Source organism: uncultured Escherichia sp. (assembly GCF_948475835.1).
Classification (GTDB): domain Bacteria; phylum Pseudomonadota; class Gammaproteobacteria; order Enterobacterales; family Enterobacteriaceae; genus ECMA0423.
This window is the reverse complement of record NZ_CAOLGM010000094.1, coordinates 1-18792: the sequence shown is the minus strand read 5'-3', so window position 1 is coordinate 18792 and position 18792 is coordinate 1. Positions and strand designations below refer to the sequence as shown.

At 49.2% G+C, this 18792-nt stretch carries 20 protein-coding genes; 8 read left to right on the top strand and 12 right to left on the bottom strand.

Going from position 1 to position 18792, the window contains the following annotated elements; genetic code table 11:
• The first annotated feature begins 295 nt into the window (after window positions 1-295).
• Window positions 296-862, top strand: a complete 567-nt coding sequence (mntP, locus tag QZF50_RS16990) for a manganese efflux pump MntP (protein WP_001296134.1) — start codon at window positions 296-298, stop codon at window positions 860-862.
• Here the strand turns inward: mntP and rlmA are convergent.
• The 5 genes from rlmA to mgrB form a co-directional block, all read right to left on the bottom strand.
• Entirely contained in the window at window positions 859-1668 is an 810-nt protein-coding gene (rlmA, locus tag QZF50_RS16985) for a 23S rRNA (guanine(745)-N(1))-methyltransferase (protein ID WP_000010129.1), read from the bottom strand. The genes mntP and rlmA overlap by 4 nt on opposite strands.
• Before the next feature lie 165 nt (window positions 1669-1833).
• Window positions 1834-2043: a transcription antiterminator/RNA stability regulator CspE gene (gene cspE, locus QZF50_RS16980; RefSeq protein ID WP_001062678.1), complete on the bottom strand. Its 210-nt coding sequence runs from the start codon at window positions 2041-2043 to the stop codon at window positions 1834-1836.
• Window positions 2044-2055: 12 nt separating this feature from the next.
• Window positions 2056-2199 carry a DUF2627 domain-containing protein gene (locus QZF50_RS16975; protein ID WP_001295496.1) on the bottom strand — a complete coding sequence of 48 codons (144 nt, stop codon included), beginning with the start codon at window positions 2197-2199 and terminating at the stop codon, window positions 2056-2058.
• 670 nt (window positions 2200-2869) lie between these two features.
• On the bottom strand, window positions 2870-3157 hold the full coding sequence (locus QZF50_RS16970) for a YebO family protein (protein WP_001006866.1): 288 nt from the start codon (window positions 3155-3157) through the stop codon (window positions 2870-2872).
• A 74-nt stretch (window positions 3158-3231) separates the two neighbouring features.
• A complete protein-coding gene (gene mgrB / locus QZF50_RS16965) occupies window positions 3232-3375 on the bottom strand; it encodes a PhoP/PhoQ regulator MgrB (RefSeq protein WP_000714550.1) in 144 nt (47 codons plus the stop codon).
• Between the two features lie 158 nt (window positions 3376-3533).
• Here mgrB and QZF50_RS16960 point away from each other — a divergent pair, with 158 nt between their 5' ends.
• Window positions 3534-3773, top strand: a complete 240-nt coding sequence (locus QZF50_RS16960; protein WP_001211011.1) for a YobH family protein — start codon at window positions 3534-3536, stop codon at window positions 3771-3773.
• 142 nt (window positions 3774-3915) lie between these two features.
• Here QZF50_RS16960 and kdgR read toward each other — a convergent pair whose 3' ends face one another.
• On the bottom strand, window positions 3916-4707 hold the full coding sequence (gene kdgR / locus QZF50_RS16955) for a DNA-binding transcriptional regulator KdgR (RefSeq protein WP_001262174.1): 792 nt from the start codon (window positions 4705-4707) through the stop codon (window positions 3916-3918).
• A 176-nt stretch (window positions 4708-4883) separates the two neighbouring features.
• On the opposite strand from kdgR, the gene QZF50_RS16950 reads away from it, so the two are divergent.
• Window positions 4884-6257, top strand: coding sequence for an MFS transporter (locus QZF50_RS16950; protein WP_290378764.1), 1374 nt, complete (start codon window positions 4884-4886; stop codon window positions 6255-6257).
• Between the two features lie 45 nt (window positions 6258-6302).
• On the opposite strand, the gene htpX is transcribed toward QZF50_RS16950, so the two are convergent.
• The 4 genes from htpX to msrC all read right to left on the bottom strand — a co-directional run bounded on the left by htpX (window position 6303) and on the right by msrC (window position 10736).
• Entirely contained in the window at window positions 6303-7184 is an 882-nt protein-coding gene (gene htpX, locus QZF50_RS16945) for a protease HtpX (RefSeq protein WP_000984517.1), read from the bottom strand.
• 191 nt (window positions 7185-7375) lie between these two features.
• Complete coding sequence (gene prc, locus QZF50_RS16940) at window positions 7376-9424, bottom strand: carboxy terminal-processing peptidase (RefSeq protein WP_001315679.1); 2049 nt, start codon at window positions 9422-9424, stop codon at window positions 7376-7378.
• Window positions 9425-9443: 19 nt separating this feature from the next.
• Complete coding sequence (proQ, locus tag QZF50_RS16935; protein ID WP_000431370.1) at window positions 9444-10142, bottom strand: RNA chaperone ProQ; 699 nt, start codon at window positions 10140-10142, stop codon at window positions 9444-9446.
• 96 nt (window positions 10143-10238) lie between these two features.
• Window positions 10239-10736, bottom strand: coding sequence for an L-methionine (R)-S-oxide reductase (gene msrC / locus QZF50_RS16930; protein WP_061892382.1), 498 nt, complete (start codon window positions 10734-10736; stop codon window positions 10239-10241).
• 129 nt (window positions 10737-10865) lie between these two features.
• Here msrC and yebS point away from each other — a divergent pair, with 129 nt between their 5' ends.
• From yebS to QZF50_RS16905, 5 genes are all read left to right on the top strand, one after another.
• Window positions 10866-12149: a membrane integrity lipid transport subunit YebS gene (yebS, locus tag QZF50_RS16925; protein ID WP_001207283.1), complete on the top strand. Its 1284-nt coding sequence runs from the start codon at window positions 10866-10868 to the stop codon at window positions 12147-12149.
• On the top strand, window positions 12118-14751 hold the full coding sequence (yebT, locus tag QZF50_RS16920) for a lipid-binding membrane homeostasis protein YebT (protein ID WP_290388925.1): 2634 nt from the start codon (window positions 12118-12120) through the stop codon (window positions 14749-14751). Before yebS ends, yebT begins: the two co-directional genes overlap by 32 nt.
• Window positions 14752-14830: 79 nt before the next feature.
• Window positions 14831-16270: a 16S rRNA (cytosine(1407)-C(5))-methyltransferase RsmF gene (gene rsmF, locus QZF50_RS16915; protein ID WP_001307251.1), complete on the top strand. Its 1440-nt coding sequence runs from the start codon at window positions 14831-14833 to the stop codon at window positions 16268-16270.
• A gap of 117 nt (window positions 16271-16387) precedes the next feature.
• Window positions 16388-16624 (top strand): YebV family protein, encoded by a 237-nt coding sequence (locus QZF50_RS16910; RefSeq protein WP_001295499.1) that lies wholly within the window; start codon window positions 16388-16390, stop codon window positions 16622-16624.
• Between the two features lie 104 nt (window positions 16625-16728).
• Window positions 16729-16920, top strand: coding sequence for a YebW family protein (locus QZF50_RS16905; RefSeq protein WP_001296140.1), 192 nt, complete (start codon window positions 16729-16731; stop codon window positions 16918-16920).
• Here the strand turns inward: QZF50_RS16905 and pphA are convergent, their stop codons facing one another.
• The gene (gene pphA / locus QZF50_RS16900; protein ID WP_000812724.1) at window positions 16921-17577 is read right to left on the bottom strand and encodes a protein-serine/threonine phosphatase; all 657 of its coding nucleotides are present in this window, start codon (window positions 17575-17577) and stop codon (window positions 16921-16923) included. It lies immediately after the preceding gene.
• 464 nt (window positions 17578-18041) lie between these two features.
• Window positions 18042-18596, bottom strand: coding sequence for a site-specific DNA recombinase (pinE, locus tag QZF50_RS16895; protein WP_061892383.1), 555 nt, complete (start codon window positions 18594-18596; stop codon window positions 18042-18044).
• Window positions 18597-18792 lie beyond the last annotated feature (196 nt).

The following is an 18792-nucleotide window of genomic DNA, read 5'->3' as shown; positions in this document are numbered from 1 at the left end:
TCAATAAAGCAATGAAATAATATATTCCAACAGTTGTTTTATATTCTCAAAATATGTTAAGGTTGCGCCCTCATTTGGGGAGTAGCCGATTTCCAGATTCCGGAAATGTACGTGTCAACATACTCGTTGCAAAACGTGGCACGTACGGACTGAATACTTTCAGTCAGGCGAGACCATATGCACATCAATCGCTATGCCTGCATGAACGCGAAAACCATCGCGGCTTGTTGTTCATGTATGCATGTTTGCTGGGGGCGATGATGTGTTTTATGGATACCCCGGTCAGGACGTTGTCATGAATATCACTGCTACTGTTCTTCTTGCGTTTGGTATGTCGATGGATGCATTTGCTGCATCAATCGGTAAAGGTGCCACCCTCCATAAACCGAAATTTTCTGAAGCATTGCGAACCGGCCTTATTTTTGGTGCCGTCGAAACCCTGACGCCGCTGATCGGCTGGGGAATGGGCATGTTAGCCAGCCGGTTTGTCCTTGAATGGAATCACTGGATTGCGTTTGTGCTGCTGATATTCCTCGGCGGGCGAATGATTATTGAGGGTTTTCGTGGCGCAGATGATGAAGATGAAGAGCCGCGCCGTCGGCACGGTTTCTGGCTACTGGTAACCACCGCGATTGCCACCAGCCTGGATGCCATGGCTGTGGGTGTTGGTCTTGCTTTCCTGCAGGTCAACATTATCGCGACCGCATTGGCCATTGGTTGTGCAACCTTGATTATGTCGACATTAGGGATGATGGTTGGTCGCTTTATCGGCTCAATTATTGGGAAAAAAGCGGAAATTCTCGGCGGGCTGGTACTGATCGGCATCGGCGTCCAGATCCTCTGGACGCACTTCCACGGTTAATAAGAACGCTGCCAGAGGTGAATATTAAAGTCCGTCTGGCAGTCGAACACTTCTTTTGCTGCCAGTGTTTGCCAGACTTCTGGCTTCGCACGCCAGGCAAACGGCGTCATCTGCAATAATGCGACGGCTTCATCACCGCGAAGACGCATCGGATAACACAACTCATCACTCTGCTGTAATGTAAAACCTTCCAGTTGTTCTGCATGAGGTGCATGAAGATGTACTTCATTGTAAATCAGCCCCTTCAGCTCCATCAAATGTCGCGGTCCCGGCGTGGCAGTAATGACCCAGCCGCCGGGCTTCACTACTCGTGCTAATTCTTCTGCTTTACACGGCGCGTAAATACGTATTATGGCGTCCATACTGGTATCGGAAAACGGCAAACGGTGGCTGGAAGCGACACAAAGAGTGACCTGCGGATAGCGTTTCGCCGCCGCTTTTATCGCTACCTTCGAGACATCCAGGCCAAACGTGGTGATTTCGGGCAACGCATCGGCAAATGCGTGTGTGTAATACCCTTCACCACAGCCAATATCCAGCACCGCCGTGGCCTTTTCATCAAGCCGTTCCCGCAGTTGGGCGACAATTGCATCACGCAGCGGCTGATAATGTCCGGCATCTAAGAATGCGCGGCGTGCTTGCATCATTTCCGCGCTGTCGCCCGGATCACGAGACCGTTTATGCTGAACGGGCAGCAGATTGACATACCCTTCTTTCGCCATATCAAACTGATGTCGCTGGGGACAGATATAGCTGTTTTTTTCACGCGAAAGAGGCTGATGGCAAAGTGGACAGGAAAACGACATGACAACTCCGGCAGGATACTAAAGGCCGCAAGTGTAACGCGAATCACGCGGCGGGCAAATATCCGAACGCCAGGAGCGAAGATAAAGCATAGTAAAAAGCCTCGCATTCGACGAGGCTTTATAGCGAGATTGAAGCGTATTCACACTTCAGATCAGTGGATTCGATCAGATAGCTGTTACGTTAACAGCTGCCGGACCTTTCTGGCCGTCCTGAATTTCGAACTCAACGTTCTGACCTTCAGCCAGAGTTTTGAAGCCATTACCCTGGATAGCGGAGAAGTGTACGAACACGTCTTTGCTGCCATCAGCCGGAGTAATGAAGCCAAAACCTTTAGACTCGTTGAACCACTTAACCTGACCTTTAATCTTTGCCATTTGAAAAATTCCTTAGATTGTTTTCTTCGCCCGCAGGCATAACATAGATAAAACTGACACATTACTGCATGAGGCACCAATATAAGGCTCGGCAGAGAAGCGGTATTCAACGTCAACGTGTTTACTCAGGACTTCTTTACTGAAAATGCCACACATAAACAGAACTGTACCTCGTTTAACCCGAAATCTGTTATCACATACAACGTTAATTATGGCAAGCCATTTTTAAACATGTCTCGATCAGACGCACAAATCTCGATACGTCTTCCACTTTTTTTGCACACTTATGCAACGGAATACGCGCCGATATATCATTGTGCTTAACCTTGCCAGTTCAGGCAGATACTTAAACTGGCGTAGTTTCTAACATAGTTCAATAAGTTCAGTTGTTCCAGGCCAGTGGGAGAAGTTATTACATAGTGCGTGCAATATCACATTTTCTGCTATGCAATGAATAAAAAGTTATATCACTTTTTCTCATAAAACAGTCAGTTAACGGCTATCAATTACCCTAAAGAGAAGTCAATCCCCAAAGGGATTGTAAATTTAAAATAAGAAAAATTGATGAGTGAGCAAAAAAAATCAAGAGAGAAACGTTTCGCTAATAAATAATACCACGCTTAATCACAAATCCGATGTAAACATCCTAATAAATTAATGAGGAAAATATCTTTTTCTGATATCCCGTTACGCAAATAAATAATATGATAATTATTTGAAGTCAGACCAGAGTTTTAATTTGAAGCAGTTGCACCATGGCAGTGCGTATAATCAGGATGAATTGAGTAACCCTTCAACGACGGGGTTACTCAAGATTGAGGAAGGATTATCGTTCGGCGACCAGACGAATAATATCTTCGTCTTCAACCGATTTTTGACTCTCAACGGTCTTTTTATCTGCTTTCTCTGGTTCGTTTGCTTCGCACAAACGACGTAACAGTGCATTTTGACGTTTTTGCTGATCCAGCAACGCCTCAAGCAGTTCAATCTGTTCGTTAGTCCGAGAACTGGCACGATTGATAAAAAACCACAAGATGAGCCCGATAAGAAGAACCACCACCGATACAACCAAAGACGCAATGTTCATCACGCCTGAATTTACAACTTCGTTCATTTCACCACCTCTGAGTAGAGGCGCTATTCTACCACTGCTGGAGAGGAAGAAAATCTAGTGCTGAAAAAATGATATCACCACGGGATAAACTGGTTAATGGCACAAATTCCGCTGAAAAATTGTACATCCTGATCGCACATCATGTTGAATACCTGCGCCCAAAGCAGCAAGCAAGCCAACACCACGACAACCAGAACGACCCATCGAAACTTTTTCACTCCAATCTCCGCTTCACCTACCTTATGTCATTAAACTAGCATGCGTTAGTTAAACAGCGCCTAACTATGTCGATATTCGTGCTTTTTCGGAATGAGTAGCTTGCTTCAGCGCATATTGCCGCTACGATTAAGCGAACATAAAAAGAGAAGAGGTTGTAATGCGATTCATCATTCGCACAGTTATGCTGATAGCACTGGTATGGATAGGATTATTACTCAGCGGATATGGCGTTTTGATTGGAAGCAAAGAGAATGCCGCAGGATTAGGTTTGCAATGTACCTATCTGACTGCCAGAGGCACCAGCACGGTACAATACTTGCACACTAAAAGTGGTTTCTTGGGGATAACAGATTGCCCACTGTTACGTAAAAGCAATATCGTGGTCGATAATGGTTAAGGGTAATAAACAACCAGATTCTCACTCATGAGTAAAATATTCTTATAGCAAGCGCGTTTAATATAACGCACCTTCAACTTTATTTTTCTCATGCTAAATAAAGAACCTGTCTGTTTGATATTCCGACAGGTTCTTACTCTCATCAGAACGGATAGTCGTGATAACCCATTTGGGCAGAAATTTTGCGCGCTGCGGTATGCAACATTGCGACATATTCCTGTAAACGCTCTTCAGAGAAACGCAACGTCGGGAAGGAGATGCTCAAACCGGCAATGACCACGCCAAAGCGATCAAATACCGGTACCGCAATGCATCGCAGCCCTTCTTCCTGCTCTTCGTTATCTTCGCCATACCCCTGCTCGCGCACCTGGTCCAGAACGGGTAATAACGCTTCTGTACTGGTGATGGTCCGCTCGGTACTGCGTTTATACTCCACGCCCTCAAGAATTTGCTTCACTTCATCGAGATCGCGCCATGCCAGCAGTACCTTACCAATCGCGGTGCTGTACAGCGGATTACGACGCCCAATCCGTGAATACATGCGCAAATTGTACATAGAGTCAATTTTGTGAATGTAAACAATACTGTCTTCGTCCAGTGCGCCGAGGTGGATAGTTTCTTTGGTCAGGCGGGAGATCTCACGCATCTGGATATCTGCGCTACGAATTAAATCGACGTTTTGTAACGCGCGAGCGCCCAGTTCAAACAATTTCAGGGTCAGGGAATATTTCTCCGACTCCCCTTCCTGCGCCACATAACCTAAGGTTTTCATGGTCTGTAAAAAGCGATAAACGGTGCTTTTTGACATCATGACGCGCTGCGACAGCTCGGTTATCCCTATTTCGCGCTCTTCACCCAGCGCCTGCAAAATGCCAAAAACTTTTAGCACGGAAGATACAGAATCAGGCTGTTTATCCAGATCTGCGTTAGCCATTTATCACCTCATTGCGAGTGTTTTATAAAAATCAGAACTGTTTTTTATTATAATTTCGCACCAGGGTGGTCGCAATCCATCTTTTGCCGGTTAGTTACAATTCTGCGACATCCACCGTGAATATCAGTGCTAGAATCATACCCCTGTTGATTATTCACCAAAGATATAAAATTCCTATGCCAAAAGTTCAGGCCGACGGCCTGCCATTGCCCCAGCGATACGGTGCGATATTAACCATTGTGATTGGTATTTCGATGGCTGTCCTTGACGGCGCAATCGCCAACGTCGCCCTGCCAACAATCGCCACGGACCTTCATGCCACGCCAGCCAGTTCCATCTGGGTAGTGAACGCCTATCAAATCGCCATTGTCATCTCCCTGCTCTCGTTTTCGTTTCTGGGCGATATGTTTGGCTATCGACGTATTTATAAATGCGGTCTGGTCGTTTTTCTGTTGTCTTCACTGTTCTGCGCCCTTTCTGATTCGCTGCAAATGCTCACCCTTGCGCGTGTCATACAAGGTTTCGGCGGTGCAGCGTTGATGAGCGTTAATACCGCACTTATCCGCCTGATCTATCCACAACGTTTTCTGGGGAGAGGGATGGGCATAAACTCGTTTATTGTTGCCGTTTCTTCTGCTGCCGGGCCGACAATTGCTGCAGCAATCCTCTCCATCGCATCCTGGAAATGGTTATTTTTAATCAACGTACCGTTAGGTATTATCGCCCTGCTTCTGGCGATGCGTTTTCTGCCACCCAATGGTTCTCGCGCCAGTAAACCCCGTTTCGACCTGCCCAGCGCCGTGATGAACGCGTTAACCTTCGGCCTGCTTATCACTGCGTTGAGTGGTTTCGCTCAGGGGCAATCGCTGACGTTAATTGCTGCGGAACTGGTGGTAATGGTTGTTGTTGGTATTTTCTTTATTCGCCGCCAGCTTTCTCTTCCCGTACCGCTGCTACCGGTGGATTTACTGCGTATCCCGCTGTTTTCACTTTCTATTTGCACATCTGTTTGCTCTTTCTGCGCACAAATGCTGGCAATGGTTTCCCTGCCCTTTTACCTGCAAACCGTGCTCGGGCGTAGTGAAGTCGAAACAGGTTTACTTCTGACACCGTGGCCGTTAGCAACGATGGTGATGGCTCCGTTGGCAGGCTATTTGATTGAACGCGTACATGCAGGATTGCTGGGTGCTCTAGGGTTGTTCATCATGGCTGCGGGGCTTTTTTCCCTGGTTCTGCTGCCCGCGTCACCTGCGGATATCAAGATTATCTGGCCGATGATCTTATGTGGCGCTGGATTTGGCTTGTTCCAGTCACCCAATAACCACACCATTATTACCTCCGCTCCTCGCGAACGTAGCGGTGGAGCCAGTGGCATGTTAGGAACGGCTCGTCTACTGGGTCAGAGTAGCGGCGCGGCACTGGTGGCGCTGATGCTAAATCAGTTCGGTGATAATGGTACGCACGTTTCGCTGATGGCTGCGGCTATTCTGGCAGTGATTGCTGCCTGTGTCAGTGGTTTACGTATCACTCAGCCACGATCCAGGGCATAAAAAAAGCGCGTCGATCAGGACGCGCTTTTTAGTATTTACTTCATATTACTTCAGGTATTCACCCGTACGCAGAGCTTCAATTCGTTTATCCAGCGGCGGGTGAGTCATGAACAACTCACTGAGCGATTTCGACTTACCGTTAATGCAGAAAGCCATCATGCTGGTTGCTTCTTGCGGTTCATAGCTGGTTTTCAGGCGCTGCAGCGCGGCAATCATTTTCTCGCGACCAACCAGTTTTGCCGAACCGGCATCAGCATGGAATTCACGATGACGCGAGAACCACATGGTGATAATGCTCGCCAGAATACCAAACACCAGTTCCAGAACCGTTGCAACCGCAAAGTAGATCAGCGGGTTGCCGTTGCTCTCTTCACCTTCATCACGATTTCCGCCCATAAAACCCGCGGCAAGCTGCGCCAGAATACGGGAAATAAAGATAACGAAGGTGTTCACCACGCCCTGAATCAGCGTCATGGTGACCATATCACCATTGGCGATGTGGCTGATTTCGTGAGCAATTACCGCCTCGGCTTCATCCGGGCTCATGTTCTGCAGCAAACCGGTGCTGACAGCAACCAGAGAGGCATCACGGCGCGCACCGGTTGCAAAAGCGTTGATGTCCGGCGCATGGTAGATAGCCACTTGCGGCATAGCGATCCCTGCCTGACGAGCCTGGGTTGCTACAGTATTAACCAGCCAACGTTCCCTTTCGTTACGCGGTTGCTCGATCACTTCCCCGCCAACAGATCGTAATGCCATCCATTTGGACATCAGAAGCGAAACGAAGGAACCACCAAAACCGAACAGCAAGGCCATGATCATTAGCCCCTGAACGCTGCTCGACTGTATCCCTGTCAGGCTCAGTACCAGCCCGAAAACGACCATTACGGCCAGGTTCGTTAGCAGGAAGAGCGCGATTCGCATCATAATTTTCTTTTTACCTCAGTTTAACAAAACGCAATATGCGATACCCACATCGTATGGGTTACGCGACTATTTTCAAGTCTGGATAGTGCGTAAGTCACCAGAAAGACACAACTTTACATTTTGTAGCATCTGATTTACGGCATCTTGCCGCTGTTAAAAAATCAGGCACAATTTCTTGTGCCTGATTGATATTACTTGACGGGAGCGGGTTGTTCCGCGGGTCTGGCTTTTTCAAGCTTCGCCAGATCGAGTGCGATATTCACCGTCTCATCCAGATAAGGATCCGGCTCCTGGTAATCTTTAGGTAGATCATCCAGCTTCTTCAACTCCGGTTTACCTTCGCGTTTAAAGCGTTCGTTCAAACGCGCCAGACGCGTCGCATCATCTTCATTATTCTCTTTCTCACGCACAGCGTAGTTCAGAGAAACGATATTGCGCTTGTCCTTCATAGCGTTGAAGCGCGCGATATCCTTCATGATGTTCTGGAACTCAGGATCTTTCGCGATACGCGCATTATGTTCCTTCAGCAGCTCCGGCCCAAAGGCCGTTAAATCGCCTGATTTCACATAAGTCGCGGCATCAATGCTATCCCACGGCAGCGCGTTATCTTCGAATTTCTCACCCGTTTCCGTTTCTTCATTACCCGTCGGCATGATGATGTCTGGCGTTACGCCTTTACGTTGCGTACTGCCGCCGTTAACGCGATAGAATTTCTGGATCGTGTACTGCACAGAACCCAGCGCTGGCCATTCAGGACGTAACATCTGATCGTAAATACGGTTCAATGAACGGTATTGCTGAACGGTGCCTTTACCAAACGTCGGTTCACCCACAACCAGCGCACGACCGTAATCCTGCATTGCCGCGGCAAAGATTTCTGAAGCCGAAGCACTGAAACGGTCAACCAGTACCACCAGCGGGCCTTTATAGAACACCTGCCCGTCGGTATCGCTGTCTTCACGAACCTTGCCGTTGTTATCGCGGACCTGAACAATGGGACCCGCAGGAATAAACAGACCTGAGAGCGATACCGCTTCGGTCAGCGCCCCACCGCCATTGCTACGCAGGTCGATGATCACACTGCTGACATTCTGTTTTTCCAGTTTCTGCAGTTGAACTTTGACATCGTCTGTCAAACCCACATAGAAGCCCGGAATATCCAGCACGCCGACTTTCTCTTTACCGACGGTCTTCACCGACATTTTAACCGCGCGGTCTTCGAGACGAATACGTTCACGGGTCAATGTTACAGTGCGGGTCTTGGTCCCTTTACCAGCAGGTAAAATTTCCAGACGAACTTTACTGCCCTTCGGCCCTTTAATTAAGGCAACCACATCATCAAGACGCCAGCCAATCACGTCAACCATCGGCTTGCCTGTTTGACCAACACCGACAATTTTGTCACCAACGCTGATAGCTTTACTCTTCGCTGCCGGACCACCTGCCACCATCGAATTGATAACGGTGTAGTCATCATCCATTTGCAGCACTGCGCCAATACCTTCCAGCGACAAGCTCATTTCAGTGTTGAACTGTTCGGTATTACGCGGGGAAAGATAGTTGGTATGCGGGTCGATTTCACGCGCAAACGCCGTCATTGCCAGCGAGAAAACATCTTCGCTGTTGGTTTGCGCCAGACGACGAATGGCAAATTTGTAGCGGCGTGTCAGGGTTTCACGAATTTCTTTATCCGTTTTTCCTGCCAGCTTCAGGCTTAACTCGTCGAATTTGACTTTACTGTCCCACAGCGCGTTCAACTCAGCCTCGTTTTTCGGCCAGGGCGCTTTGCTGCGGTCAAGGTTATAAGTGTCGTTGCCGGTGAAATCCATCGGCTTTTCCAGTACCGACAAAGCGTACTGGTAACGCTCAAAACGGCGCTTTTGCGCCAGATTGTAGAGATCGTAGAAAACGTCGAGTTTGCCTGAACGCAGTTCATCGCCTAACTCGGTTTTCTTTTTCGCGAACTGTTCAACATCGCTTGCCAGCAGCACGTTGTGGCTGTAATCGAGCAGATTCAGGTAGCGGTCAAAGATTTTGGCCGAAAATGCCTGATCGAGGTCGAACTGGCGATAATGAGAACGGGTGAAGCGCGACGTTACGCGCTCACTTACCGTCGCATGCTGCGTCTCTTCCTTTAATACCGGAATTTGATCAGCACGCGTGATATCTTCTACAGCGAAGGTCTGGCCTGCTATTGCAAGCAGGCCAGCTAACGCGGTAAGCCTAAAAAACATGTTCATGCCTGGCCCGGCCTCCGTTTCAGAACACCAGGTGTTCTGCGCGCACAATCAAAGACATACCCGAATTCAGCTGGACGCGGACGCCGTCTTTGGTGATTTCTAATACGGTGGCATCCATCGCGTTTTGACCCGCTTTCACCTTCAGGGCTTGTCCGACAGTCAGAGCTGAAATGTCAGAAACCGGGGTGTGCTGTTCTTCGCGAGGTGCTTTTACTGTTTTTGGCGCTTTCTCTACCGGCTTTTGCGCACGAGGTTTACGTTCAGCGCCTTCTTTGCGGCGTGGCGTGGTCGGACGTGGCTTGCGTTCGCGGCGCGGTGCGTCTTCTTTCTCACCAGCAGCTGCGGCAGCTTCGCGTTTTTTCGCTTGCTGTTCAGCACGCTGTGCCTGAACACGCGCTTTCGCTTCTTCAAGCTGCTTGCGAGCATGCTCTACATGTTGCTCGTCCAGCTCACCGCATGGGTTGCCGTCAAGATCGACACGCGTTGCGCCGGGTTTAACACCGTAAAGATAACGCCAGCTCGAAGTGTAGAGACGTAAAGCGGATCGTAATTGCGTTTTGCTCAGGTTCATTTCCCCGGCAACACGATCGACCAAATCCTGAAAAATACCGATTTTCAGCGGACGCGCTTCACCTTCCGCACTGAAACAGTGGGGAAAACGTTCGGCCAGAAACGCGATTACTTCTTTACTGCTATTCAACTTAGGTTGATTTTCCATGAAATTTCCTGATTACAACGGACGTAGCCAACAAGCGCAGGCATGAACAGGCGTCATTATAATGACGCTACCAGTAAATGCTACGTTATCCGTTGATTATCCTGCGACGCTCGCAAAGAATTTTTTGTAATCCGTCGTTGCAAGCACTTTTTCAAGCTGTGCCACAAGCTGACGTAAGCCTTGCTCGTCCTCGTCTGTAAAGCGACCGAAGACGGTACTATCGATGTCAAGAACACCAATAATCTGATTTTTCACCACCAGCGGCAGAACAATTTCAGAATTACTCGCCGCATCACAGGCAATATGCCCGTCAAACGCGTGAACATCCTCGATACGCTGCACTTGATTGCGGGCAACCGCAGTGCCGCACACCCCGCGCCCGACGGGTATCCGGACACAGGCAATTTTGCCCTGAAATGGTCCGAGTACCAGTGTATCGTCCTCAAGCAAATAAAAACCTGCCCAGTTTACGTCAGTGAGACGCTCGTATAACAACGCACTGGTGTTCGCAAGCGTTGCCAGAAAACTGGTTTCTCCCTCCATCAGCGCGTTAAAGTCGCGATTTAAATCCGCGTAAAATTCTGTTTTGTTCATTATATAATCACTTGTTTGTCTTACCTGGAACTGCCAGCCTATTAAAATAAGCATTAAATGCGTTAATGCTCAAGATCATTCCCATCATGGGTTAAGATTAATGTTAATTCTTATTACATTTGGCACGTCATGGCTCTTAACACACCACAAATTACGCCGACAAAAAAGATAACAGTGAGGGCAATCGGCGAGGAACTGCCGCGTGGTGATTACCAACGTTGCCCGCAATGTGACATGCTGTTTAGCCTGCCCGAGATAAATTCTCATCAGAGTGCCTATTGTCCGCGCTGTCAGGCAAAAATTCGCGACGGGCGCGACTGGTCGCTAACGCGCCTGGCGGCAATGGCTTTCACCATGCTGTTGCTGATGCCGTTTGCCTGGGGCGAACCGCTGTTGCATATCTGGCTGTTAGGTATTCGTATCGACGCCAACGTCATGCAAGGCATCTGGCAAATGACCAAACAGGGCGATACGATAACGGGGGCGATGGTCTTTTTCTGCGTTATTGGTGCCCCCCTCATTCTGGTGTCCTCCATAGCATATTTATGGTTTGGTAACCGACTGGGAATGAATTTACGTCCGGTACTGCTGATGCTTGAGCGACTTAAAGAGTGGGTAATGCTGGATATCTACCTGGTCGGCATTGGCGTTGCTTCTATAAAGGTACAGGATTATGCCCATATCCAGGCGGGTGTCGGCTTGTTCTCTTTTGTGGCGTTGGTGATTTTAACGACGGTGACGTTGTCACATCTTAATGTCGAGGAGCTGTGGGAGCGATTTTATCCGCAGCGCCCCGCTACGCGTAGGGACGAGAAACTTCGTGTCTGTCTTGGGTGCCATTTTACCGGCTATCCTGATCAGCGTGGTCGCTGCCCGCGTTGCCATATCCCGCTACGCCTGCGTCGCCGTCATAGTTTGCAAAAATGCTGGGCGGCGCTGTTAGCGTCAATCGTTTTGTTGTTACCTGCCAACCTGTTGCCTATTTCTATCATTTATCTGAACGGAGGACGGCAGGAAGATACAATTCTTTCCGGAATTATGTCGCTGGCAAGTAGCAACATTGCGGTTGCGGGAATCGTGTTTATCGCCAGTATTCTGGTACCGTTTACTAAAGTGATCGTCATGTTCACTTTACTGTTGAGCATTCATTTTAAATGCCAGCAAGGTTTACGCACACGCATTCTGTTACTGCGGATGGTGACCTGGATTGGTCGCTGGTCGATGCTCGACCTGTTTGTCATATCTTTAACCATGTCGCTGATTAATCGCGATCAGATCCTCGCTTTTACTATGGGACCGGCTGCGTTTTATTTCGGCGCAGCGGTAATTTTGACTATTCTTGCTGTGGAATGGCTGGACAGCCGCTTACTTTGGGATGCACATGAGTCAGGAAACGCCCGCTTCGACGACTGAAGCGCAGATTAAAAATAAACGCCGTATCTCACCTTTCTGGCTGCTGCCTTTCATCGCGCTAATGATTGCCGGTTGGCTGATTTGGGACAGTTATCAGGACCGGGGTAATACCGTCACCATCGACTTTATGTCGGCGGATGGTATTGTTCCGGGCCGTACGCCTGTTCGTTATCAGGGCGTTGAAGTCGGAACAGTGCAGGATATCAGCCTCAGCGACGATCTTCGTAAGATTGAAGTCAAGGTCAGCATCAAGTCCGATATGAAAGATGCGCTGCGCGAAGAGACTCAATTCTGGCTGGTGACGCCAAAAGCATCGTTGGCAGGTGTCTCCGGGCTGGACGCCCTCGTCGGTGGGAACTATATCGGCATGATGCCGGGTAAAGGTAAAGAGCAGGATCACTTTGTCGCACTCGATACCCAACCGAAATATCGGCTGGACAATGGCGATCTGATGATCCACCTGCAAGCCCCCGATCTCGGTTCGCTGAACAGCGGTTCATTGGTCTATTTCCGCAAGATCCCGGTGGGAAAAGTCTACGACTATGCCATCAATCCCAACAAACAAGGCGTGGTGATTGATGTCCTGATCGAGCGGCGTTTTACCGATCTGGTGAAAAAAGGTAGCCGTTTCTGGAACGTTTCCGGCGTTGATGCCAATGTCAGTATCAGTGGCGCGAAGGTGAAACTGGAAAGCCTGGCGGCACTGGTTAACGGTGCGATTGCCTTCGATTCACCAGAAGAGTCGAAACCTGCCGAGGCGGAAGATACCTTTGGTCTGTATGAAGACCTCGCCCATAGCCAGCGTGGCGTAATAATAAAACTGGAACTGCCGAGTGGGGCCGGATTAACCGCCGACTCGACGCCATTAATGTATCAGGGACTGGAAGTCGGACAGCTAACTAAACTGGATTTAAATCCTGGTGGTAAAGTCACTGGGGAAATGACAGTTGATCCCAGCGTCGTTACCCTGCTTCGTGAAAATACCCGCATCGAATTACGTAATCCGAAATTATCCCTTAGCGATGCCAATCTCAGCGCCCTGCTGACTGGCAAAACCTTCGAGTTGGTACCCGGCGATGGCGAGCCACGCAAAGAGTTCGTTGTTGTGCCAGGCGAAAAAGCACTGCTGCATGAACCTGATGTTCTGACGCTGACCCTGACCGCGCCGGAAAGTTACGGTATTGATGCTGGTCAGCCGCTCATTCTTCACGGCGTGCAGGTAGGCCAGGTTATCGATCGTAAACTCACCAGCAAAGGCGTCACCTTTACCGTCGCCATCGAGCCTCAGCATCGAGAACTGGTAAAAGGCGATAGCAAATTTGTCGTCAACAGCCGTGTCGACGTGAAGGTGGGGCTGGATGGCGTTGAGTTTCTCGGTGCCAGCGCCTCAGAATGGATTAACGGCGGGATACGTATTCTGCCGGGCGATAAAGGCGAGATGAAAGCCAGCTATCCACTGTATGCCAATCTGGAAAAAGCGCTGGAGAACAGCCTTAGCGATTTACCCACCACAACCGTGAGTTTGAGTGCAGAGACGCTGCCGGATGTGCAGGCAGGATCGGTAGTGCTGTACCGTAAATTTGAAGTTGGTGAAGTTATTACCGTGCGTCCGCGAACTAACGCGTTTGATATCGATCTGCATATTAAGCCGGAGTATCGCAACCTTCTGACCAGCAATAGCGTGTTCTGGGCAGAAGGCGGGGCGAAAGTTCAGCTGAATGGTAGTGGCCTGACCGTACAGGCATCCCCGCTCTCCAGAGCATTAAAAGGGGCTATTAGCTTCGATAACCTCAGTGGTGCCAGCGCCAGTCAGCGTAAAGGCGACAAACGTATTCTGTATGCTTCCGAAACAGCGGCCCGTGCGGTTGGTGGGCAGATTACGCTTCACGCTTTCGATGCCGGAAAACTGGCGGTCGGGATGCCAATTCGCTATCTCGGTATTGATATCGGGCAAATCCAGACGCTGGATCTGATTACCGCGCGCAATGAAGTACAGGCAAAGGCGGTGCTCTATCCGGAGTATGTCCAGACCTTTGCTCGCGGTGGTACGCGCTTCTCAGTGGTCACACCGCAAATTTCGGCAGCTGGCGTTGAGCATCTTAATACTATCCTCCAGCCGTATATCAACGTCGAACCAGGCCGGGGCAATCCTCGCCGCGACTTTGAATTACAAGAGGCCACCATTACTGATTCGCGTTACCTGGATGGCTTAAGCATTATTGTTGAAGCGCCGGAAGCCGGTTCGTTAGGTATTGGTACGCCTGTGCTGTTCCGTGGTCTGGAAGTCGGTACGGTTACAGGAATGACGCTGGGGACATTGTCAGATCGCGTGATGATTGCGATGCGCATCAGTAAACGCTATCAACACCTGGTGCGTAACAATTCCGTCTTCTGGTTGGCATCGGGTTACAGTCTGGACTTTGGTCTGACGGGCGGCGTAGTGAAAACCGGCACCTTTAACCAGTTTATCCGTGGCGGCATCGCCTTCGCCACGCCTCCGGGTACGCCACTGGCACCGAAAGCCCAGGAAGGCAAACACTTCCTGTTGCAGGAAAGTGAACCGAAAGAGTGGCGTGAATGGGGAACTGCGCTTCCCAAATAATGCCCACTGCTCCGGCGTGCCTGCGCCGGAGCGTTTATGCTAAACTGCGCGCCTGTTTTTTTGCCAGTGGTACATGCTCGTGGCCCAACACACCGTTTATTTCCCGGACGCCTTTCTGACACAAATGCGCGAAGCGATGCCTTCGACGCTCTCATTTGATGATTTTCTTGCCGCCTGTCAGCGCCCGTTGCGCCGCAGCATTCGCGTTAATACGCTGAAAATCTCCGTTGCTGATTTCCTGCAATTAACCGCTCCTTATGGCTGGACGCTTACGCCAATTCCGTGGTGTGAAGAAGGTTTCTGGATTGAACGCGACAATGAAGATGCATTGCCATTGGGTAGTACCGCCGAGCATTTAAGCGGCCTGTTTTATATTCAGGAAGCCAGTTCAATGTTGCCCGTTGCCGCCTTGTTTGCTGACGATAATGCACCACAGCGGGTGATGGATGTCGCAGCTGCGCCAGGCTCCAAAACGACGCAAATTGCCGCGCGGATGAATAACGAAGGGGCAATCCTTGCCAATGAGTTTTCCGCCAGTCGGGTAAAAGTGTTACATGCCAATATCAGCCGCTGTGGCATCAGTAATGTTGCGCTCACACATTTTGATGGCCGCGTGTTTGGTGCGGCAGTGCCAGAAATGTTCGATGCCATTTTGCTGGACGCTCCCTGCTCTGGCGAAGGCGTGGTGCGTAAAGATCCCGATGCGCTAAAAAACTGGTCACCAGAAAGCAATCAGGAAATCGCAGCTACACAACGGGAGCTTATCGACAGCGCCTTTCATGCATTACGTCCTGGTGGTACGCTGGTTTACTCGACCTGTACCTTAAACCAGGAAGAAAACGAAGCCGTTTGCCTGTGGCTGAAAGAGACTTACCCCGACGCAGTAGAGTTTTTACCACTTGGCGATCTCTTCCCTGGTGCAAACAAAGCGCTGACCGAAGAAGGCTTTTTGCATGTTTTCCCACAAATTTACGACTGCGAAGGCTTCTTCGTTGCTCGTCTGCGTAAAACTCAGGCGATTCCCGCCTTACCCGCCCCCAAATACAAAGTCGGTAATTTTCCGTTCAGCCCGGTGAAAGATCGCGAAGCTGGACAAATTCGTCAGGCGGCTGCAGGTGTTGGCTTAAACTGGGATGAAAACCTGCGCCTCTGGCAGCGTGACAAAGAACTGTGGTTGTTCCCGGTGGGCATTGAAGCCCTGATCGGTAAAGTCCGATTTTCTCGGTTGGGGATTAAACTTGCCGAGACGCACAACAAAGGTTATCGCTGGCAGCATGAAGCGGTTATTGCTCTTGCCTCACCCGATAATATGAATGCATTCGAGCTGACACCGCAGGAAGCGGAGGAGTGGTATCGCGGGCGCGATGTTTACCCGCAAGCCGCGCCAGTGGCGGATGATGTATTGGTTACTTTCCAGCATCAACCGATTGGTTTAGCCAAACGGATTGGTTCGCGATTGAAAAACAGCTATCCGCGTGAACTGGTGCGCGATGGGAAACTTTTTACCGGTAACGCCTGACAGCGCACAAAAAAAGCGCACTTTTTGACTGGCACATTCGGCTGCCTCAACTAGGCTGAAAAATGGTGCGATCGGACTGGTCGTACCACAATCGGCAGCTAAATGGAGAGCACGAAGATGAAAACCAGTGTGCGCATAGGCGCTTTTGAAATCGACGACGGCGAATTACACGGTGAATCGCCAGGTGATCGAACGTTAACCATTCCTTGTAAATCTGACCCCGATTTATGTATGCAACTGGATGCCTGGGATGCTGAAACCAGTATCCCTGCCCTGCTAAATGGCGAACACTCTGTCCTTTACCGTACCCGTTACGATCAACAATCTGATGCCTGGATTATGCGTCTTGCCTGATCCAAAAAGAACCCGTCGGCATGGCGGGTTATTTGTCCTGGTTATTCCCCCGTTGTAAAATCTCTCCTAAACTTAACGGTACGGCACCACACTTCGGGGATGAAATGTTCGCGCTGGTACTTTTTGTTTGCTACCTGGATGGCGGTTGTGAAGATATTGTTGTGGATGTCTACAACACGGAACAGCAGTGTCTTTATTCTATGAGCGATCAACGGATCCGCCATGGCGGTTGTTTTCCGATTGAGGATTTTATAGATGGTTTCTGGCGACCAGCACAGGAGTATGGTGATTTTTAATTATTGCAATTGCACAAGAGTCAGTTCGCCCCCAAAGACAGCACCGGTATCAATATAATGCAGGTTGCCAATATCCACGCGATGTCGCAACGGTGTATGACCAAACCAGAAATGATCAGCACCTGTAATTCCCTGCCCTTTTTGGCGTTCACCTAATCGCGAGCGGCTCCACAAGACCTGATGCAAATCAACGTCCTTTTGCCATTCATAAACATCATCTGGATAATCGGCATGAGCAATAACATGTTTGCCGGTACGACTGTGTACTTCAAGAATAAAGGGCAAATGCTGACATTTTTCCAGCGCCGTTTTCGCTTGTTTCTGTTGATTATCTGCCAGCGCAATAAACCAGTCGCCGCCATTCATCAACCACAAAGACATCTGCTGGGATGCCAGCGCATCCATCGCCATCTGTTCATGATTGCCTCTTACCGCACAAACCCAATGTTGTTCCAGTAACTGCAGACAACGTAAACTTTGCGGCCCACGATCGATAACGTCTCCTACTGAGATAAGTAAATCTCGCCACGGATCAAAACGACAATGCCATAATTTGCGGCGCAACTGCTCAAGACAACCGTGTATATCGCCAGAAAGCCAGATATGTCGCCATTGATGACCCGCAATTCTCTGATAAACGGGCGCAGGCTGTTTCATCAATATTTTCCTCCCGCGCTAAAGATCACATAATCTTAACAAGAATGTTAAAAAACGCTGGACTCAGACAGTAGAGTGTGTGTTATGGTTGACTATAAAGTCAGCGAAGGAAATGCTTCTGGCTTTTAACAGATAAAAAGAGACCGAACACGATTCCTGTTTTCGTCAACAAACAATAAAACCCTTTAAAATTAATGCGTTGAATAAATTTACGTTCATCTTTTAATCCCTAACACGTACCATTGCATATTAATACATTCAATTAGTTACCATTTTTTTCGAGTTTTTTAGAGAAATTTTCGGGAATATTTCAGGTCAATCCATGCAGACACAAGCAATTCCTGTATTGAATAATTCCGTAGCAATTATGTAAAATCATCTCCGGCTGATTTTCATTCAAACTCGCGCTATCGAACGTCCATCAGCCAGCCGTGGCACGTTCTTGCATACGACGTGCTACGGTTTCATTTATCTCCGACCGGAAACCTCTTATACAAAGTCGATATGCCAACATCATAGATGATCGCCACCTTCTGGCGAGGAACTCCTGATGCAATTAATCGTCCGGTCTGTGCCCATTGTTCTGGTGTAAGTTTGGGACGTCGTCCACCAATTCGTCCCTGTGCGCGAGCAGCTTCCAGTCCTGCTTTTGTTCGTTCAACAATCAGTTCACGTTCCATTTCAGCCAGGGCACCCATCACATGGAAGAAAAAGCGTCCCATTGGTGTGCTGGTATCAATTGCATCCGTCAGGCTGCGAAAATTAACGCCACGTTCGCGCAACTCCTCAACCAGAATGACCAGATGCCGCATACTACGCCCCAGCCGATCCAGCTTCCAGACAACCAGAGTGTCACCTGCCGATAATGTCCTGAGCAGTTTTTTCAGTCCCGGCCTTTCGGACTTTGTACCGCTTATCTTGTCTTCAAAAATCAGCTCGCATCCTGCACAGTTCAACGCATTACGTTGTAGATCGGTATTCTGGTCATTTGTTGATACGCGTACATAGCCAATAAGCATGGTAGATCTCCCTGACAAAAGCAGGAATGATGCCAGTTAGCCGTTATCTCTGCATTTTCATAAACGTTGGTTTGGGAGAAGCAGCAACGAGGCACGTCGGAACGGATACCGGGCAAGTACCAGATATGAGTAGTTTTACAACGGGGTACTCTGGAGCAGCAGACTGGCCGAATAGTAAATCTGGATGGAGTAAGGG